Origin of the sequence: Christiangramia aestuarii, assembly GCF_009735585.1 — a bacterium.
In the GTDB taxonomy this organism is placed as follows: Bacteria; Bacteroidota; Bacteroidia; order Flavobacteriales; family Flavobacteriaceae; genus Christiangramia; species Christiangramia aestuarii.
In genome coordinates this window covers 411,056-432,762 of sequence record NZ_VJVW01000003.1, presented here as the reverse complement: position 1 = coordinate 432,762, position 21,707 = coordinate 411,056, and the positions used below count along the sequence as shown (strand labels likewise).

The window sequence follows — 21,707 nt, the reverse complement described above, 5'->3', positions numbered from 1 at the left end:
CCATGAAGATCAAAGACTTTAACCTCATTATTCAGGTTGATCAAATTTATTAAATCTGCCAGATTAAGCTAAAGTTAGTATAAAATTTTTCTAATTATTTAGTAAGGACCTCATTTTCCTATAACTTTAATTAAAATTAACCAACCAAATTTCATAATAATGAGTAATAAGAAGGAAAATTTTGCACGCTTCGGAATGGCTGCGAAAGGAGCAGTATATTCCCTAATAGGAGTTTTAACGGCACTCGCAGCTTTTGGCCAGGGTGGACAAAAATCGGGTAGTAAAGGCGCATTACAATATGTAGCCCAGCAATCTTACGGTCAGATATTACTTGTAATCCTGGGAATTGGTCTTTTAGGATATGTTTTCTGGAGAATGTACCAGGTTTTTGCCAACCCTAAGGGGTTTGAAGATAATTTTAAAGGTTACGCCAAAAGGGTAGCTTTCTTTATTAGTGGACTTATCTATGCAGGATTTTCATTTTATGCTTTTAAACTGGCTTTTGGAAGCAGCTCCGGAAGTTCTGGTGGAATGATGGGATCGCTTATGTCTGGTTCTAATGGAGATACCATAGCGATTGTCATAGGTATTGGAATGGCGATAAAAGCTATTTATGATCTTTACAGAGCTTATTCCAATAAGTTCAGGGAAGAAGTAGAGGAAGCAGGTATGGATAGAAAAGCCCAGGAATTACTCCTTAAAGCCGGTAAGGTAGGACATACCGCAAGGGGAATCGTAATTGGTTTTATGGCCTACCTAACTCTTAGCTCCGGTCTTTCCAGTGGGAACAAGGTGAGCACCACTACAGATGCCTTCAGCTATATACAAAGCGAATTTGGTTCTGTAGCTCTAGGGATCGTTGCTATAGGTCTTGTAGCTTATGGGGTTTACATGTTCATCAAAGCTAAATACCCAGCTATTTCTGTAGCCAGCCTTAGATAAAATATTATTTTTAATAATGAAATACCCCGGTTGAATTGCTCAGCCGGGGTATTTTATTTCATAGACTCCTTATGGGAAAATAAGCTCAACTGGCTTTTTAATTTTAGAAACAAAAAAAGCCTCACATTAAGTATGTAAGGCATTTGGTCGGGGTGGCAGTCCCGAAACATCGGGAGAACCTGCGTATTTTTTTAGTAATAAAAAAAGCCTCACATTAAAAATGCAAGGCTTTTGGTCGGGGTGGCAGGATTCGAACCTGCGGCCTCCTGCTCCCAAAGCAGGCGCGATAACCGGGCTACGCTACACCCCGAATAACAATCTGTATTTTTAGCCTTATCCGTTCCAAATTACTTTAAAAAAGCAGCCGGGAAGCGGAGGAAACCTATTCCTGTCTTTTCGGCTGAAAAGGAGAATAAATAAACCACAGACTAAAAATTTTGCGGAGAGACCGGGATTCGAACCCGGGCATCCAAGAAGGATGACAGCTTAGCAGGCTGCTGCATTACCACTCTGCCACCTCTCCGTTATTCTTATGAACTTCGCAAGTAATTTTGCGGTTGCAAATGTAACTTTTACTTACCTACCATCCAAACCTTTTATTCCTTTTTTCGGTTATTTTTTGTGGTGAAACCGCTGGTGTAATTTTAAATTACTTGACTTCAGTCTACTATGTCGCGAAAAAAAATCAAATTATTTTTTCGGTACTAATCAGCTTATAAAGATTTTCCAGGGCCCTGTCATGATTTCGAACAAAAGGATTCTTCTGGTTCCAAACATAACCGGCCAGCACGGCGCAGATCTGTGCCTTTATCTGGGGATTAGGTTCGGAATGAAAAAAGATCTCCTGCAGTTTGCCTGTATACCATTCCTTTACATAAGTAGAGAAAACATCAACGCCTTTCCTGATATAATCTGAATATTCCTTTTGCCAATCTATAGTTTCCCCCTGGATCTCCCGGAAGGCCAGTTTCGCAGCCAGTAATCCAGATTCGGTAGCGAAAGCGACTCCAGAGGAAAAAACCGGGTCCAGAAATTCAGCCGAGTTTCCCGTGAGTGCGAAACCATCGCCATTAATGTACTTTACATTTTTGGAGATGTTTCTGATCCTTATGGGGTCAAAATTAAGTTCGTAGCTATCAAACCTTTTTCTATAGAAATTCAATTCCTCCAGCATTCTTCTGAAAGCCGATGTACGGTTTTCCCCAAACTGGTCCAACCACGAATTAGGTCCCACAAAGCCCAGGCTGGAAACTCCGTTAGAGAAAGGAATATACCAGAACCAGGTATTGGTGTCCAGGATTTCAAAGGTGATCTGTTCTCCCTCGATCCCGTCGGGCCGGGCAGTTTCAGTTATATGTGTGAACATGGAGGAGTGCTCGTAGATCTTTGGAGGTGCTTCCAGATTTAGATTTCTGGCAAGAACGCGTCCGTTCCCGCTAGAGTCTATAATGAACTGGGCCATTATTTCATATTCTTCTCCATGGCTGTCCCTGGTAATGATTATCCAATGGTCATCAAGCCTTTCCAAAGAGACTATTTCGGTCTCGAACCTGATATCCACTCTGCGGGAGCTTAAATGATCAGTGAGTTTTTTGTCAAAATCTGCCCTCGGTACCTGCCAGGTCCAATCCCAGCCTTCTCCAAATTTCTTGCTGAAATCAAAATCTGCTATCTGTTGTTTCCTTATGAACCTGGCCCCGAATTTTTTCTGGTATCCCTGCTCTTTCAGAACCTCTAGGAAACCGGCCTCTTCGAAATTATCCATACAACGAGGGATCAAACTTTCACCGATAACAAATCTGGGGAATTTCTGTTTCTCCAAAACCAGAACGGAGGCTCCCTTTTGTTCCAAGTATCCCGCAGCCACACTGCCGGAAGGCCCAGCTCCAATGATCACAATATCTATGTTTTCCCTCTTCATAAAATGTAGATGATTTGGAAGACAAACATAGTGAGAATGCGTGAATTGGATATGAGACCTGAAGAAAAAAAAGCCCTGACAGGATCGCCAGGACTTTTCCTGAGATATAAGCAAACGAATAGTAATAAGGAGGAAATTGGTGGTTAGAAAGAATCAATTTTATTCTTACAAGGTCCAGTCCTTAAATACTATTCTTTTCCAAATGTATATTTCTAAGCCCAGAAATTCTGGTGTGTTTCAAACATCTAACCATAATTTAAAATTGGGAATACGTAGCTAATAATAAATTCATCTTAGCTTAATTTTAGCAATAAAACCAAAGGTATCTTGCTATACTTTTAGAATTTCAGCGGGTATCCTTTCCAGTCTTTTCTATTAATTGTACTACATTTGTTAAAAGTTTTAACACTGGTCCCGAACCTATAATTAATAGCAGAAAGGTATATGCTGAACTTAGATAATGCACTTGATTTTACCGACTTTTACCGGGTAGTTTTTGAAAATGAGGAGATTGAGCTGGGGAAGCTTACCGAGCAAAGACTCGAAAATAGTTTTGAGTTCCTGAAGGATTTTTCCCAGAACAAGATCATTTACGGGGTGAATACGGGATTTGGTCCCATGGCCCAGTACAGGGTCAGCGATGAGGATAAGATAAAACTGCAGTTAAATCTCATAAGAAGTCATTCATCTGGAGCGGGGGCGATCATGGAAGAAAAGTACGTGAAGGCGCTCATGCTGGCCCGTTTGAATACCCTGGGCCTGGGAAAATCAGGCATTCACAGTTCGGTAGCGGAGACTTTGGCCGATCTTATCAATAAGAACGTATACCCTGTGATTTTTGAACATGGTGGAGTAGGAGCTTCCGGGGACCTGGTTCAGTTAGCACACCTGGCTCTGGTGATCATTGGTGAAGGCGAAGTGATTTATAATGGACAGCGCCAGCATACGAAGGATGTTTTTGACCAACTTGACATTCAGCCTGCAGAAATAAAGATCAGGGAAGGCCTGGCCATTATGAATGGTACCTCCGCGATGACCGGGATTGGGATCGTTAACCTGGTATATTCTAGAAGACTATTAAACTGGGCGATTTATTGCAGTTCTGTGATCAATGAGATCGTGGAAGCTTATGACGATCATCTTTCAGAAGAATTGAACGCCTCGAAATTACATAAAGGCCAGCAAAAAGTTGCTGAAAAAATGCGCAGTCACCTCCAAGATTCAAAACTTACCCGCGACCGTAACGACCATTTATATTCCAGTGGTGCAGATAAGAACAGCTTTTTCAAGGAAAAGGTACAGGAATACTATAGCCTTAGATGTGTGCCGCAGATCCTGGGTCCGGTTCTGGATACGCTGGAAAACTCTTTGAAGATCCTTATCGAGGAAGTGAACTCGGCTAACGATAACCCTATTATCGATGTGGAAACAGAACATGTTTACCACGGGGGTAATTTTCATGGAGATTATGTTTCCCTGGAAATGGATAAACTTCGCCTGGCCATCACCAAAACCTCGATGCTGGCTGAAAGACAGTTAAATTATCTGCTCAATGCCAAACTAAATGATATTCTTCCTCCATTTGTTAATATGGGAACCCTGGGCCTTAATTTCGGAATGCAGGGGGCTCAGTTCACCGCTGTTTCTACAACGGCTGAAAATCAAATGCTTTCCAATTCCATGTATGTGCACAGTATCCCGAACAATAACGATAATCAGGATATTGTGAGCATGGGGGCAAATTCGGCTAATATGACCAGGAAGGTGATAGAGAATAGTTTCGAGGTGATCTCCACCGAGCTTGCCACGATCGTACAGGCACTGTATTTCCTTGATTTTGACGACAGGCTATCTTCAGCAACCCATTCGAAACTTGGGGAGTTAAGAGAGATTATTCCGCAAGTGGAAGAAGATCGCCCGCTTTATGGCGAAATTGAAAGATTAAAGGATTATCTGAAAAATAACGAAGCATACTAATTATGAAGTACGCACTGGTGACCGGCGGGTCCAGAGGAATCGGGAAAGCTGTTTGTTTAAAACTGGCTGAAGAACTTAAGTATAATATTTTACTTAATTATCATTCAAATACCGAGGCTGCAGGAGCTACTCGTAAAGAGGTTCAAAAACTTGGGGTTGAATGTGATATTTTGAAATTTGATGTCGCCAGTACTGAAGCCACCCAGGATGCCATTGAAAAATGGAAAAATGAGCATCCGGAGGCTAAAATTGAAATCCTGGTGAACAATGCCGGTATTACCAAGGACGGGCTGTTCATCTGGACCAATAAGGAGGCCTGGGATTCTGTAATCGATACCAGTCTAAATGGCTTTTATAATGTGACCCAGGCAGTTTTAAAGGATATGCTCAGAGCCCGGTATGGAAGGGTGATCAATATGGTCTCGCTTTCCGGTTTAAAAGGTAACCCGGGACAGGTGAATTATTCCGCAGCCAAAGGTGCGATGATCTCGGCGACCAAGGCCCTGGCCCAGGAAATTGGAAAAAGAAAGGTGACCGTGAATGCGGTGGCACCGGGCTTTATCCAGTCAGATATGACCAAAGATTTTGATGAAGCCGAATTAAAGAAACATATTCCTATCAACCGTTTTGGAGAAGCAGAAGAAGTAGCCAACCTGGTAAGTTTTCTGGCTTCGGAAAAGGCATCATACATCACCGGGGAAGTGATCAATATTAACGGGGGATTATACTCATAATTTTATGGCTACCTGGAAAGGAAAATCTCGGGGTACACTTCTAGGTTTCAAGATCTATGTTCAGATCATTAAAATTTTTGGATTATATGCCGCCTATTTTGTGCTCCTTTTCGTGGCCCTATATTTCATCTTCTTTTCTTTTACCTCGACCAAAAGCACTTATTTCCTGTTCCGAAAAAGACTGGGTTATTCTCCAATACGGGCAGCGCTAAATGTCTATCGCAGTTACTTTACCTTCGGGAGGATACAGCTTGACCGTGTGGCCATAACCAGTGGTTTAAAGCATAAGTTTAGCTTTGAATTTGATGGAGTTGAGCATATAGAAGCCCTTCTGGCCCAGAAAAAAGGGGGTATTTTGCTTACGGCTCATATCGGTAATTTTAACCTGGCAAAACATTTCTTTGAAGAAAAACATTCCGAAGCGGTGGTAAACCTGGTGGTTACCGATTTTGAACACCAACAGATAAAGAATTATCTCGAGTCGGTAACCGGAACTTCAGAAGTTAAGATAATTGTTTTGCAGGAAGACCTGAGCCATATCTTTCATATGAAAGAGGCTCTGGCCAATAATGAATTGCTTGTTTTCGCTGCGGACAGGTATCTGGAACATTCTAAGACCTATGAGGCTGAATTCCTGGGTGAAAAAGTGAAATTTCCCCAGGGACCATTCAAGCTGGCCGGTAGGAATAAGATCCCGGTGCTTTTTGTTCATCTTATGCGGGAAAGTAATTTTCACTATCATTTCTACGCCAGGCCCAACAAACCCGAAAAATGCACAGCACAGGAAATATTAAAATCCTATCTTGAGGACCTCGAAAAAATGGTTAGAAAATATCCTCATCAGTGGTATAATTACTACGATTATTGGAACGATTTCAGTTAATTATGGCAGAAAACCTACTACATCATCCCATCACCTCCCCAGAGACTATTGGCAATCTTATCCCGCAAAAAGAGCCTTTCGTGCTGGTAGATACGCTTTATGAATACACCGAGCTTACCGGTGTGACCGGATTTACCGTGCCCAGGCTTCATGTATTACTCGATGAAAAAAAACTGGCAGAATGCGGTTTAATAGAGCATATGGCCCAAAGCATGTCTTTGCACAGGGGGTATCAGGGTTCGCTTAGCGGACAAACCAAACCCAAAACAGGTTTCATAGGGATAATTAAGACCGTGGAGATTTTTGGACTTCCTGAGGTTGGTGAAAAACTGAAAACCTATATCGAGATCCTTCATGAGATCATGAATGTTACCTCGGTATCTGCCAGGACCGAAAATGAACGGGGAGAAGTGATCGCTATTTCAGAAATGAAAACCGTGACGGTAGAATGAGCAATGCCAGGTTGACTTCCACGATTAAATTAAAAGTTCGGTTCCATGAATGTGATCCTTTGCAGATCGTATGGCATGGCAATTATTATAAATATTTCGAGGAAGGGAGGGAGGCTTTCGGTCGTGAACATGGTATTTCTTACCTGGATGTAAAAAAACATGGGTTTGCCACTCCTATCGTAAAAAGCCATTGTGAACATAAACTCCCATTAAAGTACGGCGATGAATTTGAAGTGGTAACAAATTTTGTGAATTCAGCTGCGGCCAAGCTGGTTTTCCAGTACCAGATCTTCTGTTCAGGCAGGCTTATTTGTGCGGGCGAGACCACCCAGGTCTTTACCGATAAAAATTCTGAATTGGTACTTAACAATCCGCCGTTTTTCTTAGATTGGAAAACGAAAATGGGATTGATTCAATGAGCGGAACCTACCTTTTAAATGATGCCATTATTTCGCCTTTGGGCTTCGGTACCGGGGCGAACCTGCAAGCCATCAGAAATTCTGAATCAGCTTTAAAATTCCATAATAATTCCAGGTTTTTTAAGGAAGGCTACTATGCCGGACTTATTGAGGAAGACCTGATAGATTCAGGATTCCAAAGGCTTGGTGATGCTTTCTTATACACGAAACTTGAAAAGATGATCATTCTGGCGGTAGACCGGGTGATAAAGGGTTCTGATGCATTTGATCCTCAAACTACGGGCCTGGTGATTTCTACTACCAAGGGTAATATAGATCTTCTTGCCAGGAATAAATTTACGCCTGATAGGCTTTACCTCTGGAAGATGGCCCAGGTGATCGCCGATTTTTTCAATTTGGAGAAAAGACCGGTGGTAGTATCTAATGCCTGTATCTCTGGAGCCCTGGCGATCAGGACAGCAAGTTACCTAATTGCAGCAGGGAGGTATAAAAATGTGATTGTTGCCGCGGGAGACCTGGCTTCAGAATTCGTTTTGTCCGGTTTCAATTCTTTCCAGGCCATAAGCGACGAACCATGCAGGCCTTTTTCGAAAGACAGGAAAGGGGTGAGCCTTGGTGAGGCTGCAGCGGCGGTATTTTTAGATAGTGAAAATATAGGGGAGGGTGGTGATAAGATCCAGTACCTGGATGCGGTCACGGCTAACGATGCGAATCATATTTCAGGGCCTAGCAGGACCGGGGAGGGTCTGTTCCAAAGCATTAGCCGGCTTATGAAGGCCAATAATGTAGAGGCAGGAAATATGGATTTTCTTTCTGCACATGGCACGGCCACCAATTACAATGATGAAATGGAGGCAATTGCTTTTAATAGGGGCGGGCTAAGCCAGGTACCTGTGAACAGTTTCAAGGGCTATTATGGTCATACTCTGGGTTCTTCCGCTTTAATAGAGACTATCCTGACCAAACATAGTTTGCTAGACAATGAATTATTTGCCTCACATAATTTTACTGAATCTGGTGTTTCCAGGGATCTGAATATCATTAGATCCCATACGAGGAAAGAACTTAATATGGCCCTGAAAACAGCTTCAGGTTTTGGAGGTTGTAACCTGGCCATGCTTTTAAAAAAGGAGAGAAGGTCATGAAGCAGCTTTTTATAAGAAACTCTGTACTTATAAGGAATTCGAAGGTTCTGAAAAATGGCCAGCTGCTTATGCAAGAGCCAGAAGACCTGCAGTTATCCAAATTCCTGAAAAACATCTATAAGGAGAGAAAGCTGAAATATCCTAAATTCTTTAAGATGGACAGGCTTTCCAAGCTTGGATATTTAGGAGCGGAGATCCTTACAAACGGACAGATCGAGGATGAAAATACAGCCCTGTTTTTTGCAAATTCGGCTTCCAGCCTGCAAACTGATGAAGCCTACGCAGAATCTATGGAAGAATTCCCTTCGCCCTCATTGTTCGTCTATACCCTGCCCAATATTTTGCTGGGCGAGATAAGTATTCGGCACAGGCTGAATTCTGAAAATATTTTTTTTGTTTTCCAAGATTTTGACGCCGGCCTTTTTGTAGATTATGTGAGTACTTTATTTTCACAGGGAAAGACTGAAAATGCGCTTTGTGGCTGGGTTAACTTGCACAATAATGATTATGATGTATTTTTGTGGGAAATTGCCCTTAGCGGCGGCATTGATTTTAACGAAGAGGAGCTAAAGAAATTATACTTACCTACACATGAGTGACCTGCATACCGAATTAAAAAAAAGCATTATAGAACAACTTAACCTCGAGGATATGGAGGTGAGCGACATCGAGAACGACGAGCACCTTTTTGGGGATGGCCTCGGCCTGGATAGTATAGACGCACTGGAACTAATTGTCCTTTTGGAAAAGGATTACGGTATCAAACTTACCGATCCCAACCAGGGAAAAGAGATCTTTAATTCTATTAATACGATGGCTGCTTTTATAGAGAAAAACAGGACCAGGTAATCTATGAAGGGCGTTGCCGTCACCGGGATGGGGATCATTTCTGCTATCGGCAGGAATATTGAAGAAACCCAGAATTCTCTTCAAAACAATAAGGATGGGATCAGTTTCCCTGAGATCCTTCCTACAATTCATAAAAGCTTACCCGTAGGTGAGATCAAGTTAAGTAACCGCGAAATAAGTGAACTTCTTGACCTGCCAGCAGATCATGCCTGTACCCGTTCATCTTTGCTGGCCATGCTGGCTATAAATGAATTGCTTGAAAAGAGCATTTGGCCGGAATTTCCAAAAGACACCGGCTTTATTTCGGGTACCAGTATCGGTGGGATAGATAAGACCGAAGAACATTTTTTCGATTTTAAGGATTCACCTGAATATCGAAAATATATACAGGCGCAGCATCCCGGTTATACTACTGAAAAGATCGCGGAATATTTTGGTTTAGGCGGAACAGTTACCACCATAAGCACTGCCTGCTCTTCTGCGGCAAATGCCATTATGATGGGGGCACAATTGATAGAATCTGGTAAACTGAAGCGGGTGATCGTTGGCGGAAGTGATTGTCTTACCAAATTCACCCTGAACGGATTCAATTCATTGAAAATTCTTTCCCAAAAGAAGGGCCGGCCTTTTGATCAGGATCGAGATGGTCTTAACCTTGGAGAAGCGGCGGCTTATTTGTTGCTGGAGGCGGAAGATTGTTTAGCAGGAAAAAGTATCCTGGGAAGGGTTTCCGGTTTCGGAAATGCGAACGATGCCTTCCACCAGACCGCATCTTCTGAAGACGGGGAAGGAGCTTTCCAGGCCATTTCAAAGGCCTTGAAAAAAGCCGGTCTATCACCTGTAGAAATAGATTATATCAACGCCCATGGCACCGGGACCAGTAATAATGACCTTTCTGAAAGCATGGCTTTAAAGCGGATATTTGAGGATACGCTTCCGGCATTCAGTTCTACCAAAGCTTTCAGCGGGCATACGCTGGGGGCGGCCGGAGCAGTGGAAGCTGTTTTTAGCCTTTTATCCATCAACAATAACGAGATCTATCCTAATCTCAATTTTAAAAATGCGATGGTTGAGACCAACCTGGAACCGGTTATTGCTATTCAGGAAAATGATATAAGAACGGTGCTTTCGAATTCGTTCGGGTTTGGGGGTAACTGTACCTCGTTAATATTTCAGAAACATGGCTAAAAAGATCTATATTAATGGTATCTCTTCTATTTCCCCACAAAGCGAGGCGATCTTTACCAAAGGTGAGTTAAAAGAATATGAGGAGAATATCCTGAAAGCTATAGACCAGGATTATAGGTCGCTTATAAAACCCATGATGCTTAGACGTATGTCTAAAGCCGTTAAAATGGGCCTGTTTTGTTCCAAAACCGCTCTTAACCAGGCTGGAATAGAAATGCCTGATGCCATTTTAGTGGGAACCGGGCAGGGATGTATGCAGGATACCGAGAAGTTTATGGACAATATGCTGGATTCCGGGGAAGGTTTACTGAGCCCCACTTCTTTTATCCAATCTACACATAATACCGTGGGCGGGCAGATCGCCCTTAGCCTTAAGTGTAAGGGCCACAATATGACCTTTACCCAAAACTCAGTTTCCTTCGAAAGCGCCATTCTGGACGCTCAACTTCAAATGCAGGATGAAGAAGTTAAAAATATCCTCGTGGGTGGTGTGGATGAAACTTCAGAAGAATTTACCGGTTTCCAGAGGCTGGACGGGCAGATAAAGAAAAAGAAAATCAGAAACCTTGAGCTTTATAGCTCTGAAACTCCCGGCACGATCATTTCAGAATCTGCCGCCTTTTTTAGTCTTGGCTCAGAAAAGGCAAATTCAACCTACGCCGAATTAAAAGCGGTCGAGATCATTAATGCTATTCCAGTTTCTCAGGTTCAGGAGAGGATAGAAGATTTTCTGAAAAGGAACAACACATCTGTTTCAGACCTGGATGCGGTCATCCTGGGTAGAAATGGTGATTCCAGGTACGATGTTTATTACGATATTTTACAGGAGGATCTTTTTTCAGAGAAATGCCAGGTGGGCTTTAAACACCTGGTAGGTGAGAACAATGCCGTGAGTTCTTATGCTTTCTGGCTGGCTTCCAGGATCCTGAAAGAAGGTTTTGTGCCCGAGGTATTTAAACTGAATGCCTTAAATTGCAATAAACCCGGAAAGATATTGATCTATAATCAGTACCTGGGAAGAAATCACGGACTAATTCTTTTAGAAAGCGCTTGACCTTTAAACTCATAAAAATCCTGTTTGCGATCCTGGTGATCACCGCGATCCTGCTTTTTTATAATGGCATCTGGCCTTTCTGGCCGGTGATCCTTGCGATAGTGGCTTATATCGTTCTGATGCTGGTCTTATCCACAAATGTTCAGATGAACTTTTTTGTTAAGGCCTATAATGAAAACCCAGCTTACCCAGAAAAAGCGGTGGCCCTAAGTTTCGATGATGGACCTGTAGAGAATACCTTGGAAATTCTTGATATATTAGACAGGTATAATGCCAAGGCCGCATTTTTTTGTATCGGGAAAAAAATAGAAAAACATCCTGAAATTTTCAGGGAGATCATTAAACGAGGTCATATTGTGGGGAACCATACTTTTTCACATACCCGAAAAATGGGATTTTTACCTACTAAGGTCATCCTGAATGAAATTGAAAGATGCGACCGGGTTGCTCAAAAAGAAGGAAAGGTTAAGATGAACCTTTTCCGTCCACCTTTCGGGATCATTAATCCTAAAACCCAGAGAGCCCTTAAAAAAACAGGCCACCAGGTGATGGGCTGGAACGTGAGACCCTATGACGCGATCACTAGCTCTCCCGAAAAGATCCTGAAAAGGATAACGAAGGACCTTAAAAAAGGAGATCTTATTCTTTTGCACGATAATATGCCTAAGACCGGTCTCATATTGGAACAGTTATTGGTTATTTTACAACAACGAAATTTCAGGACCGTTAGACCTGATAAATTATTTGATATTCATGCGTATAATTAAACTTTGTATTTTCCTTTTCAGCTTAAACATGCTGGCTCAGAACGGCGCCCTTAACAGTTCAGAAAGGCAGGCTTTTAAGGCCAGTGTCATTGAAAAATCTAATGACATCAACAGTTTTTCGGCTGAGTTTTCCCAGACCAAACATATGAAGATGATGGATGGTAATCCCGAAAGCGAAGGCAAAGTGTATTATAAATCACCAAATACGCTGAAATGGGAATATACCAGGCCTTATGATTACCAGTTACTCTTTAAGAATTCCAAGCTTTATATAGCCGAAGAAGGACAGCTTTCTGAAGTGGACCTGTCTTCTAACAAGCTTTTTGATAAAATGGGCGAGCTGGTAGCCGGAAGCGTGAACGGGAAGATCCTGATGGCCGATAAGGATTTTGATATCACTTATCATCATTCGGGGAAAAATGTGAAGGCTCTTATTATTCCTAAGGACCGAAGTCTTAGGGGGATGTTCAAGGAAATATGGATAAGTTTTAATGTCCAGCACCTTATTCAATCGGTTCGTTTGATAGATCCTTCGGGCGATTACACCGAAATTTCCATGAAGAATATTAAAATTAATCAGCCCATTCCTTCCTCAGTTTTTCAAAACTAAAGTATCTTGCCCTCTATAAAATTTAAGAATGATTTTAGAAGGCTTTTACCAGGTTTCCAATACCACTCTTGCCGGCGATGAGGCCGTCACCACCCTGAAAATAAACCAGCATCACGAAATTTACAAAGGACACTTTCCGGGTAGACCGGTAACTCCCGGCGTAATCCTGATGCAATTATTCAAGGAGGAGGCAGAGCGTATCTTCGACAGGAAACTGCAACTGGTAAGGGCAGACAATGTAAAGTTCATCTCAGTTTGCGATCCCACACAGGATAACGAGCTCATCCTTGAATCACATATTACCGAAAGCGGTGAGTTCATCAAACTTAAAGGCATGGCTAAGAACAGCGTAGGTATTGTTCTTAAGATCAATTCCCTGTACAAGGCAGGCTAAATCCTGGTATCTGTTATGTTCCTCCGGGAATAAATAATACTTTTGCAGAAATTAGATTCAGCGTGAAAAAAAAGCCGGTTTTCCAGGGAAGATTTGAAGAGCTTAATTGCTGCGTTATTGTACCCACCTACAATAATGCGCATTCCCTTGAGAATTTCCTGACAGATCTCAGGCTTTACACCAACAGCATCATCATTATAAATGATGGCTCTACAGATGAAACCGCTCAGATCCTTGAGCAGCATCATGATCTGCATCTCAAGAAACATCCGGAAAACAGGGGTAAGGGCATTGCTCTGAAAACAGGTTTTAAGTTTGCTGAAGAACTGGGTTACGATTATGCGATCACCATAGATTCAGACGGGCAGCATTATCCCGACGATCTTGATGTTTTCCTTTCAGAACTTGAATCGAGAAACGAAGCAGATCCAGAACTATTACTGGTGGGAGACCGCAATATGGGCCGGGATGGTATTCCCGGGAAAAGCAGCAAGGGTAACCGTTTCTCTAATTTCTGGTTCCTGGTAGTTACCGGGATAGAACTTCATGATACCCAGAGCGGGTATCGTTTATATCCCGTGAAGCTTATAAATTCTCTAAAACTTATCACCTGGAAATTTGAACTTGAGATCGAGGTGCTGGTCAAGGCTGCCTGGAAAAAAGCAGAAGTTAAGAATATACCCATAAAGGTATTATACCAGGAAGGTGAGCGGGTAACCCACTTCAGGCCTTTCTGGGACATTGTAAGGATCGTCCTTTTATATATGTGGTTCGTGCTGGTAAGTTTCTTCTATATCCACCCAAGGAATAAATATCAGGATTTTAAGAACAAGGGTTTTAAAAGGTTCTGGAAAGAAGATATTATCAAGAGTCAGGAGCCTCCGCACAAGAAGGCTGCGGCTATAGCTCTTGGTGTTTTTGTGGGTATCTCACCCTTCTGGGGAATACATACGCTGCTGGTGTTTACCCTGGCAGCCGTTTTTAGATTAAATAAGGTTATAGCCTTCTTATTCTCGAATATAAGCATACCGCCTTTAATTCCGTTTATCATCTATGCGAGTTACCAGGCAGGCTCTTTTATTACCGGCAACGGATTCGACTGGGAGCTTCAACTTCAGAAATTCGAGACCGGTACCGATGTCTTCAGGGGATTATGGCAATATATTATGGGAAGTTTCGCCCTTGCAATTGTGGTTGCCTTTAGTCTGTGGATTGTATTTTATTTTTTATTTTCGGTACTTAACCAAAAGCAGGTGGTAAAACCTTAATGCATAAAGCTTTCTTCAATATTTACGGCTATCTCAAAAACCATAAAAGCACTGGTTTTTTAATCCTGTTTATATATGCCGCTATTATTTCCTTTTTCGCCTGGAATATCCATTTTGAGGAAGATATAACCAAACTGATTCCTGGAGGTAAAAAGCAGGAATTGCTGAAGAAAATACTAAAAGAAGCCGATTTTACCGACAAGCTGATCGTAAGTATCTCTGCGGAATCTCCCGAAATAGATCCAGATTCTTTGGTACTTTATGCCAATGAATTCACCAATATCATTGAAAAGGACTACCAGGAGTATATACTCGAAATCAAAGGGAAGATCCCAGAAAAGGATATCAATGAGATCTATAATTTCGTTTATGGCAACCTGCCTATTTTCCTGGATAAGGGCGATTATAAAAAGATCAGGGCTCGGCTGGTTTGCGACAGCGTAAATAAACGCCTCGCCTCCGGCTACAGGCAGTTAATGTCTCCAACCGGTTTTGTAACCAAGGAGTTTTTCCTTAGCGACCCATTGAACATCACCAACCTTGGCCTGGAAAAGCTTCAGGAATTACAGGTAGGCGACAATTTTAGTATCTATAACAATTACCTCGTAACCAGGGACCGGCAAAATATCATCCTTTTTCTAGATCCCGTTTACCCGGCCTCAGAAACCGATAAGAACGAGGAGTTCATCAAAACCCTGAACAAAACGGTAAAAGGTTTAAATTCTAAATATTCCAGCGTTGAAGCCGAATATTTCGGAGGGGTATTGTATTCCCTGGCTAATGCGAACCGAATAAAAAAGGATATCCGGCTAACCATGGGGATCGCCATAAGCCTTCTTCTTATCCTGCTCGTTTTCTTTTATCGAAAGATATATGTTCCCTTACTGTTATTTATTCCGAGTATACTGGCGGGAATTTCGGCGGTTGCTATCCTGAGCGTATTCAAGGCAAGTGTTTCGGCTATATCCCTGGGGATTGGGGCTATTTTACTGGGAGTTACCCTGGATTATGCGCTACATATACTTACTCATTTCCGGAACAATCGCGATGTAGAACAATTATACATGGAGATCACCAAACCGGTACTTATGAGTAGTGTTACCACTGCCATAGCTTTTCTTTGTTTGATATTCGTTCGGAGTGAGGCTTTGAACGATCTCGGCATCTTTGCAGCAGTAAGTGTTTTGCTATCTTCAATCTTTGCCCTGATCCTTATTCCGCTTTTCTATAATCCCGGTTCTGAGATTGAACAACACGCCACTTTCCTGGACAAGATGGCTTCTGTAGATTATTCCAGGATTAGGCCGTTGGTAATTGTTGTTCTTCTGGTTTTCGTAGTCTCTATTTTCTTTTTCAATAAAGTCGAATTCAACAGTGACCTGTCTAAACTGAACTATCAACCGGAAGAAATTGAGGAGGTTGAAAAAAAGGTAGAAGGCCTGGCAGGAAGAAGCGGCAAAAGCATATATATGGTTGCTTACGGTAATACCCTGGACGAAGCCCTGCAGCAGAACAATAAACTTTACCAGAACCTTCGCGATTTTGAAGAGGAGGGCTTTATACAGAACTTCAGCAGTATTGGGGGAGTGGTGCAGTCTACCAATACCCAGTTACAAAAGATAGAGAACTGGAAATCCTTCTGGAATCCTTCGCGCAAGGACAGTTTAAGGAACGATCTTATTAGTGTTTCTTCCAGATACGGCTTCAGGCCGCAAACCTTTAATCGTTTCTACGAGCAGCTGAATAAGGATTTTGAAACCATAGGGCTTAAGGATTACAAGAATGCGGGATCCCTTTACCTGGATGATTTTATTTCTGAAAGTGATGAATTTGCCACGGTAACCAGTACCGTGAGCCTTGATGAAGAAAAAGCTGATCAGTTCGTTTCGTATTTCGAAGAGGAGAAAGGGGTTTTTGCCCTGGACCGCAAGGCGATGAACCAGAACTTTCTCGGTAACCTGAGGGCAGACTTCAATAAACTTATTTTGATATCGGTACTGGCCGTCTTCCTGGTATTGCTCATTTCTTACAGGAATCTTGAGATAAGTCTATTTACCATGCTGCCGATCGCCATTACCTGGATATGTGCACTGGGAATCATGGCCATATTGGACATAGAATTCAATATCTTAAATATCATCATCTCGACCTTCATTTTTGGCTTAGGCCTGGACTACAGCATTTTTATTACCAATGCCAGCCTGAATGAATATGAGACGGGTAAATATGAATTAAAGACCTATCAAACTTCGATTTTGATTTCGGTGATCACCACTTTGCTGGGAATGGGAGCCTTGATCTTCGCCCAGCATCCTGCCTTAAGGTCTGTTTCGGTAGTGTCTATAATTGGGGTATTAACCGCCGTGCTGGTAAGTTTCGTTTTGCAAAGAGGGATCTTTAGGCAGTTGATCTTAAAACGTGCCGAAAGCGGAAAGGCACCCTTCTACCTGAAGAAACTTGGAGATATCAAGGGAAGGCGAAGCAATAGTGAAACCGAGAAATTGTATCGCAAACGGGCGGTACTGGATAATTATCGCTATAAATCGGTATTCCCGCTGGTTAGGAAAAAGTTTAGGAGTATTAGGGAGAAGAACGTAAGAATGAGCAGGTATATCGAAGATGGTGAGAGCATCACGGTTATTAATTCTGAATACGGTCTAATTCCGCTATTCCTGTCTTACAAATTCGAGACTTCAGAGATCCATGCCTTTGAAACCAATGAAAGCTCGTTGAAAATAGCCAGAAGCACCGGTAGGGCTAATTCTGCAGGTATTTCTTTCTACAGGGAGCTGTCAGAATTACCTGAAACCAGCGTATACGTGATCCATGGGAATTATGACGGGCAGGAACCGCTTAGGGAGCTTATAAAGCGTAGAGCTGAAAAAGTGATTTTTGTAGATTCAGATTTTCCAAATCGCTGGCTTTTAGACCTGAATTTTGAGATCGTGTACCGCCAGAATAATATCCTCGTTCTAAGAAAGACCGAATAAATGAAGTTCCACAACTTATTGATCATATTGCTTTTAGTTTGTTTTTCTTCCTGTGGGGTAAAGAAATCCATGCAACAGAAACCGGATATTTCCGGTCTTGAAAATATCGATACTACCAGGATAAAACATTCTGATACTTATTACAGTTTGGGCAAAAACCAGCTTTTTCAGAATGAACAGGGTATCTGGGAGTTGTACCTGGAAGGTGATGCCCTGGAACGCGGGCTGGTTAACGGAAACCTTTGCAGGGAGCTCATTCACCATCAGGAGATCGCTTTTATGAACAAACTGCAGGAGATGGTACCTTCAGAGAACTATCGCGGATTTCTGAAATCTGTGATTTCCTGGTTCAACAGAAAAATGTACCTGCACGTACCCGAAGAATATAAAAAAGAGATCTATGGTCTTAGCCGTTATGGGCTAGAACGGTATGATGATTTTGCCCCGGGATACGTAAGAATGCTTTATTTTCACGGCGCCCACGATATTGGCCATGCCATGCAGGACCTTATGCTGGTAGGTTGTACCTCTTTCGCTGCTTGGGATTCGAAAACCGAAGATGGTGAATTGCTGCTCGGCAGGAATTTCGATTTTTACGCGGGAGATGAATTCGGGGAGCAGAAGATCGCAGCATTTATTAATCCCGAGAAAGGGCATAAGTTCATGATGTACACCTGGGGTGGTTTTATTGGTGCCGTTAGCGGTATGAATGAAAAGGGGGTAAGCGTTACGATTAACGCGGGAAAATCAAAGATCCCCACCATGGCTAAAACACCTATAAGCCTGCTGGCCCGGGAGATCCTCCAATACGCAGGTAGCACCGCCGAAGCTATTGAGATCGCCAGGAAAAGAGAGGTTTTTGTTTCAGAATCTATCATGGTGGGCAGCGGGGATGAGCGAAAGGCTATTTTAATAGAAGTAGCGCCGGGTAATTTTGGAGTGTACGAGGTGGAAAATTCAGATGAACTCATTTGTAGTAACCACTTCCAAAGCGAGCCTTACCTGGAAGACAACAGGAACCTGAACACGATAAAGGAAAGTCATTCAAAATACCGTTACGACCGCATGCAGGAGCTTGTTGCAGAAACCGATAAATTAGATCCTGAAAAGGCCGTAGCCATCTTGCGGAATATGCAGGGGCTGGAGAATAAAAAGATCGGCTATGGTAACGAGAAAGCCATCAATCAGTTGCTGGCGCATCACGGCATCGTTTTCAAACCTGAAGAGTGCCAGGTCTGGGTTTCCTCCAATCCTTACCAGATGGGGGAATTCGTTGCTTATGATCTTGATGAGGCCTTCGCCGAATTCGAAAATGGCCTGGTAGGAAGATCTGTGGCTCAGACAGAAAAAAATATTCCTGAAAGTGATTTTATTCATTCTCAAAAGTTCCTGGATTATGAAGAGTTCAGGAAGCTTGAGAGCGAAGTAAAAAATATGCTGGAAAAAGAGGCTTTGGTTCCAATTGGAAAGGCTGAAAGGCTGGTACAATTGAATCCGGATTTCTGGGAAGCCTGGTTCCTGGCTGGGAAGATCTATTTTCAGAAAAAGGATTTCAAGAAAGCCGTAGTTCACTTTAAACAGGCTAAAAAGCGAGAAGTGACCACCCTTCCAGATCTTGAAATAATAGAAAAGATGATCAGGAAATCTTACCGAAAAATTTAATATGAGCCATAATTCAATGAATACCGCAACCACTGGACAATGGAAGTTGATCAGGAAGCAGCTGGATTATATTGCAGAAAATTCGCCCTATTACAGGCGTTTGTTCAGGGACCTGAATATTTCTGCCGGAGAGATTCGCTCATTTGAGGATCTGCAAAGAATTCCATTAACTACTAAGGAAGATCTTCAGAAGTACAACCAAGAATTTTTTGCGGTTCATGAGCATGATATTATAGATTATGTGACAACTTCGGGTACCCTAGGTAGCCCGGTAAATTTCGCTCTCAATAACGCCGATCTTGATCGCCTTGCTGAAAATGAATTCCGCTCTTTTCAGCTGGCGGGAGTAAAAAGCTCAGATAAGGTACAGATCACTACCACCCTGGACCGCAGGTTCATGGCTGGCCTGGCTTATTTTCTAGGTTTAAGGAAACTGGGTGCCGGTATTATAAGGACGGGTAGCGGATTGCCGCAATTACAATGGGAAAGTATAGAAAGGTTTAATCCAGATTACCTGGTGGCAGTGCCTTCATTTTTACTGAAAATGATAAGCTACGCCCAGGAGAACAATATAGACTTCAGGAATTCTTCGGTAAAAGCAGCTATCTGCATTGGAGAACCATTGCGGGACCAGGATTTTAATCTGAATGCCCTGGGTGAAAAGATCAATCAGCTTTGGGATATAGAACTGTTTTCTACTTATGCTTCTACCGAAATGTCTACCGCTTTTACAGAATGCCATGAGCATATTGGTAATCATGTTCCTTCAGACCTAATTTACACAGAAGTGCTTGATGAGAATGGAAGGCAGGTGGCGCCTGGTGAGATTGGAGAACTGGTGGTCACTCCATTAGGAACCCGAACCATGCCATTGCTCAGGTTTGCCACTGGCGACATGTTAAGCTATAACGATGATATTTGTGCTTGTGGTCTTGATTCCAGGCGACTTGGACCTGTGATAGGCAGGAAGAAGCAAAAGATCAAACTTAAGGGCACCAGTTTGTATCCACAGCATATTATAGAGGTGTTTAATTCTTATGCGAAAGTCGGTCAGTTTCTAATAGAAGCTTCTTTAGATGAATACAATAACGACAGGCTTTGCGTGATCGTACCCAAAGATTTCCGGGGAATTGACGAGCTAAGAGACTACTTCAGGTCTCGTTTGCAGGTTGCTCCGGAAATTAAGCAATTGGAGGCTTCAGAAATTTCAAAATTAAGCTTCCCCAAAGGCAGCAGGAAGCCACAAATTTTCAGGGACCTGCGTTGATCATGCTTTCCTGCAAAAGATCACGATCTTGTCTTCGTTCATATTGGTAGTGAAAAATATATAATCTTTACCGCCATCTTTTATTTTGAATTTCTTTCTGATATTTTCGACTGTTTCCGGAAAATTCCGTGTGGTAATATTGGCTTTTTTTGACTTAAAGTATTTCTTTAACTCAGCAGGCTTATATTGTTTTATATCTTCAATCTGGAACTTCCTTCCTGGAAAACTTTTTAGCTCCGCCGAGGTATATAGATGGGAATAACGATGTAGTTTTTTGGTGCCGGTTTTCTCGGCCAGTAGATCGAACAACCCGCTTTTCATAATGGCGGCATTAGGCTCGTATAGAAAGTTTTCTGGCAGGCTGAATTCAGGAGTTAAAGAAGAATTCTTTTCATTTTTAGAAAATTCCTGAACAACGTTCTTTTCAAAATTAATGGTTTTTATCAGGGCTTTTCCGGTAAAACCTTTTTCCAGGATCCAGAGAAGTTCCTTTACCTCGTTTCTAACGGCGACTATATGAACTTCCTTTACATGCTTCAGTTCATTCAAACCTAAAGTGATATCCAGGATAGGTGAACTTTTTACCAGGATATTATCGGTGTGTTGCATTAGTAATTCCAGGTTGGCTGGAATATTGGGCTCACAATCTTCGAACCTGAATACTTTTCCTCCATGGTCATCTCTCCTGGCAGGGTCGGCATAGACCCAATTGAACCTTTTTTCGGAATCGTCAAGCACCTTTAATCCATCACCTGTATGGACTTTTATATTTTCAGCTTCCAGCACCCTAAAGTTGTGATCGGCAATTTCAGCAAGTTCCCGGTTGAGCTCACAATAGTTGAAATCCTTAAAATTCTTCGAAAGGTAATAGGAATCAATTCCTAAGCCCCCGGTAATGTCTATTCCCGTTTTTCCTGAAATAAGGGAAGCCTTGTATTTCGCGGTTATTTCCGAAGATGTCTGCTCCAGGTTAAGCTTGGGTGGGTAAATGATATCAGCATTGCGAGAAAGCTCAGGAAACTTCTTCTCTGCCACTTTTAGACCTTTGATCTGGATCGCCAGTTCCTGTGCACTTATATTTTTAAAGGGACTTCCTTTGAGAATAAGCGAAGGAAGGTCTTTGTTTAGATTCTCTCTGATGAATCTGGAAACTTCCGGATCAAGCAGGGCCTTGTTCAGCATGAG

Annotated in this window: 21 protein-coding genes and 2 tRNA genes; 19 read left to right on the top strand and 4 right to left on the bottom strand. The window is 42.3% G+C overall.

What is annotated here, in order from left to right:
• Positions 1-159 precede the first annotated feature (159 nt).
• The gene (locus tag FLP08_RS09870) at positions 160-942 is read left to right on the top strand and encodes a DUF1206 domain-containing protein (protein WP_156276430.1); all 783 of its coding nucleotides are present in this window, start codon (positions 160-162) and stop codon (positions 940-942) included.
• Positions 943-1,174: 232 nt separating this feature from the next.
• Here the strand turns inward: FLP08_RS09870 and FLP08_RS09865 are convergent.
• The 3 genes from FLP08_RS09865 to FLP08_RS09855 all read right to left on the bottom strand — a co-directional run bounded on the left by FLP08_RS09865 (position 1,175) and on the right by FLP08_RS09855 (position 2,863).
• A tRNA-Pro gene (locus tag FLP08_RS09865) sits at positions 1,175-1,252 on the bottom strand.
• 130 nt (positions 1,253-1,382) lie between these two features.
• Positions 1,383-1,465 (bottom strand) — tRNA-Ser (locus FLP08_RS09860).
• A gap of 162 nt (positions 1,466-1,627) precedes the next feature.
• Positions 1,628-2,863: an NAD(P)/FAD-dependent oxidoreductase gene (locus FLP08_RS09855; RefSeq protein WP_156276428.1), complete on the bottom strand. Its 1,236-nt coding sequence runs from the start codon at positions 2,861-2,863 to the stop codon at positions 1,628-1,630.
• A gap of 9 nt (positions 2,864-2,872) precedes the next feature.
• Between FLP08_RS09855 and FLP08_RS09850 the strand changes: the two genes are divergently transcribed.
• The 18 genes from FLP08_RS09850 to flxY all read left to right on the top strand — a co-directional run bounded on the left by FLP08_RS09850 (position 2,873) and on the right by flxY (position 20,522).
• Positions 2,873-3,010, top strand: coding sequence for a hypothetical protein (locus tag FLP08_RS09850; protein ID WP_156276426.1), 138 nt, complete (start codon positions 2,873-2,875; stop codon positions 3,008-3,010).
• Positions 3,011-3,307: 297 nt separating this feature from the next.
• On the top strand, positions 3,308-4,840 hold the full coding sequence (gene flxA / locus FLP08_RS09845; protein ID WP_156276424.1) for a flexirubin biosynthesis tyrosine ammonia-lyase FlxA: 1,533 nt from the start codon (positions 3,308-3,310) through the stop codon (positions 4,838-4,840).
• A 2-nt stretch (positions 4,841-4,842) separates the two neighbouring features.
• Positions 4,843-5,574 carry a flexirubin biosynthesis SDR family reductase FlxB gene (gene flxB / locus FLP08_RS09840; protein WP_156276422.1) on the top strand — a complete coding sequence of 244 codons (732 nt, stop codon included), beginning with the start codon at positions 4,843-4,845 and terminating at the stop codon, positions 5,572-5,574.
• A gap of 4 nt (positions 5,575-5,578) precedes the next feature.
• Positions 5,579-6,457, top strand: coding sequence for a lysophospholipid acyltransferase family protein (locus tag FLP08_RS09835; protein ID WP_156276420.1), 879 nt, complete (start codon positions 5,579-5,581; stop codon positions 6,455-6,457).
• Between the two features lie 2 nt (positions 6,458-6,459).
• Positions 6,460-6,909, top strand: coding sequence for a hotdog family protein (locus FLP08_RS09830; protein WP_156276418.1), 450 nt, complete (start codon positions 6,460-6,462; stop codon positions 6,907-6,909).
• Complete coding sequence (locus FLP08_RS09825; RefSeq protein ID WP_156276416.1) at positions 6,906-7,328, top strand: acyl-CoA thioesterase; 423 nt, start codon at positions 6,906-6,908, stop codon at positions 7,326-7,328. Before FLP08_RS09830 ends, FLP08_RS09825 begins: the two co-directional genes overlap by 4 nt.
• Complete coding sequence (locus FLP08_RS09820) at positions 7,325-8,473, top strand: beta-ketoacyl synthase N-terminal-like domain-containing protein (RefSeq protein WP_156276414.1); 1,149 nt, start codon at positions 7,325-7,327, stop codon at positions 8,471-8,473. The genes FLP08_RS09825 and FLP08_RS09820 overlap by 4 nt, the downstream gene beginning before the upstream one ends.
• Entirely contained in the window at positions 8,470-9,072 is a 603-nt protein-coding gene (locus FLP08_RS09815; protein WP_156276413.1) for a 3-oxoacyl-ACP synthase, read from the top strand. Before FLP08_RS09820 ends, FLP08_RS09815 begins: the two co-directional genes overlap by 4 nt.
• Complete coding sequence (locus FLP08_RS09810; protein ID WP_156276411.1) at positions 9,065-9,322, top strand: phosphopantetheine-binding protein; 258 nt, start codon at positions 9,065-9,067, stop codon at positions 9,320-9,322. Before FLP08_RS09815 ends, FLP08_RS09810 begins: the two co-directional genes overlap by 8 nt.
• Before the next feature lie 3 nt (positions 9,323-9,325).
• The gene (locus FLP08_RS09805) at positions 9,326-10,510 is read left to right on the top strand and encodes a beta-ketoacyl-[acyl-carrier-protein] synthase family protein (RefSeq protein ID WP_156276409.1); all 1,185 of its coding nucleotides are present in this window, start codon (positions 9,326-9,328) and stop codon (positions 10,508-10,510) included.
• Positions 10,503-11,564, top strand: a complete 1,062-nt coding sequence (locus tag FLP08_RS09800) for a beta-ketoacyl synthase N-terminal-like domain-containing protein (RefSeq protein ID WP_156276407.1) — start codon at positions 10,503-10,505, stop codon at positions 11,562-11,564. The genes FLP08_RS09805 and FLP08_RS09800 overlap by 8 nt, the downstream gene beginning before the upstream one ends.
• The gene (locus tag FLP08_RS09795) at positions 11,561-12,331 is read left to right on the top strand and encodes a polysaccharide deacetylase family protein (RefSeq protein ID WP_156276405.1); all 771 of its coding nucleotides are present in this window, start codon (positions 11,561-11,563) and stop codon (positions 12,329-12,331) included. The genes FLP08_RS09800 and FLP08_RS09795 overlap by 4 nt, the downstream gene beginning before the upstream one ends.
• A complete protein-coding gene (gene lolA2, locus FLP08_RS09790) occupies positions 12,318-12,941 on the top strand; it encodes a flexirubin biosynthesis/transport protein LolA2 (protein ID WP_156276403.1) in 624 nt (207 codons plus the stop codon). The genes FLP08_RS09795 and lolA2 overlap by 14 nt, the downstream gene beginning before the upstream one ends.
• A gap of 28 nt (positions 12,942-12,969) precedes the next feature.
• Positions 12,970-13,335, top strand: coding sequence for an ApeI family dehydratase (locus FLP08_RS09785; RefSeq protein ID WP_156276401.1), 366 nt, complete (start codon positions 12,970-12,972; stop codon positions 13,333-13,335).
• A 62-nt stretch (positions 13,336-13,397) separates the two neighbouring features.
• On the top strand, positions 13,398-14,603 hold the full coding sequence (locus tag FLP08_RS09780; protein WP_162431009.1) for a DUF2062 domain-containing protein: 1,206 nt from the start codon (positions 13,398-13,400) through the stop codon (positions 14,601-14,603).
• A complete protein-coding gene (locus FLP08_RS09775; RefSeq protein ID WP_156276399.1) occupies positions 14,603-17,593 on the top strand; it encodes an MMPL family transporter in 2,991 nt (996 codons plus the stop codon). Before FLP08_RS09780 ends, FLP08_RS09775 begins: the two co-directional genes overlap by 1 nt.
• Entirely contained in the window at positions 17,594-19,255 is a 1,662-nt protein-coding gene (locus FLP08_RS09770; RefSeq protein ID WP_156276397.1) for a C45 family autoproteolytic acyltransferase/hydrolase, read from the top strand. It abuts the gene before it with no gap.
• A 1-nt stretch (position 19,256) separates the two neighbouring features.
• On the top strand, positions 19,257-20,522 hold the full coding sequence (gene flxY, locus FLP08_RS09765) for a flexirubin biosynthesis putative acyl-CoA ligase FlxY (protein WP_156276395.1): 1,266 nt from the start codon (positions 19,257-19,259) through the stop codon (positions 20,520-20,522).
• On the opposite strand, the gene FLP08_RS09760 is transcribed toward flxY, so the two are convergent.
• Positions 20,523-21,704 carry a class I SAM-dependent methyltransferase gene (locus tag FLP08_RS09760; RefSeq protein WP_156276393.1) on the bottom strand — a complete coding sequence of 394 codons (1,182 nt, stop codon included), beginning with the start codon at positions 21,702-21,704 and terminating at the stop codon, positions 20,523-20,525.
• Between the last annotated feature and the right edge of the window lie 3 nt (positions 21,705-21,707).

Bases quoted from the DNA above. Each gene is read 5' to 3' on its own strand.
- FLP08_RS09870 (WP_156276430.1), top strand. From the start codon at position 160: ATGAGTAATAAGAAGGAAAATTTTGCACGCTTCGGAATGGCTGCGAAA.
- FLP08_RS09855 (WP_156276428.1), bottom strand. From the start codon at position 2,863: ATGAAGAGGGAAAACATAGATATTGTGATCATTGGAGCTGGGCCTTCC.
- FLP08_RS09850 (WP_156276426.1), top strand. From the start codon at position 2,873: ATGATTTGGAAGACAAACATAGTGAGAATGCGTGAATTGGATATGAGA.
- flxA (WP_156276424.1), top strand. From the start codon at position 3,308: ATGCTGAACTTAGATAATGCACTTGATTTTACCGACTTTTACCGGGTA.
- flxB (WP_156276422.1), top strand. From the start codon at position 4,843: ATGAAGTACGCACTGGTGACCGGCGGGTCCAGAGGAATCGGGAAAGCT.
- FLP08_RS09835 (WP_156276420.1), top strand. From the start codon at position 5,579: ATGGCTACCTGGAAAGGAAAATCTCGGGGTACACTTCTAGGTTTCAAG.
- FLP08_RS09830 (WP_156276418.1), top strand. From the start codon at position 6,460: ATGGCAGAAAACCTACTACATCATCCCATCACCTCCCCAGAGACTATT.
- FLP08_RS09825 (WP_156276416.1), top strand. From the start codon at position 6,906: ATGAGCAATGCCAGGTTGACTTCCACGATTAAATTAAAAGTTCGGTTC.
- FLP08_RS09820 (WP_156276414.1), top strand. From the start codon at position 7,325: ATGAGCGGAACCTACCTTTTAAATGATGCCATTATTTCGCCTTTGGGC.
- FLP08_RS09815 (WP_156276413.1), top strand. From the start codon at position 8,470: ATGAAGCAGCTTTTTATAAGAAACTCTGTACTTATAAGGAATTCGAAG.
- FLP08_RS09810 (WP_156276411.1), top strand. From the start codon at position 9,065: ATGAGTGACCTGCATACCGAATTAAAAAAAAGCATTATAGAACAACTT.
- FLP08_RS09805 (WP_156276409.1), top strand. From the start codon at position 9,326: ATGAAGGGCGTTGCCGTCACCGGGATGGGGATCATTTCTGCTATCGGC.
- FLP08_RS09800 (WP_156276407.1), top strand. From the start codon at position 10,503: ATGGCTAAAAAGATCTATATTAATGGTATCTCTTCTATTTCCCCACAA.
- lolA2 (WP_156276403.1), top strand. From the start codon at position 12,318: ATGCGTATAATTAAACTTTGTATTTTCCTTTTCAGCTTAAACATGCTG.
- FLP08_RS09785 (WP_156276401.1), top strand. From the start codon at position 12,970: ATGATTTTAGAAGGCTTTTACCAGGTTTCCAATACCACTCTTGCCGGC.
- FLP08_RS09775 (WP_156276399.1), top strand. From the start codon at position 14,603: ATGCATAAAGCTTTCTTCAATATTTACGGCTATCTCAAAAACCATAAA.
- FLP08_RS09770 (WP_156276397.1), top strand. From the start codon at position 17,594: ATGAAGTTCCACAACTTATTGATCATATTGCTTTTAGTTTGTTTTTCT.
- flxY (WP_156276395.1), top strand. From the start codon at position 19,257: ATGAGCCATAATTCAATGAATACCGCAACCACTGGACAATGGAAGTTG.
- FLP08_RS09760 (WP_156276393.1), bottom strand. From the start codon at position 21,704: ATGCTGAACAAGGCCCTGCTTGATCCGGAAGTTTCCAGATTCATCAGA.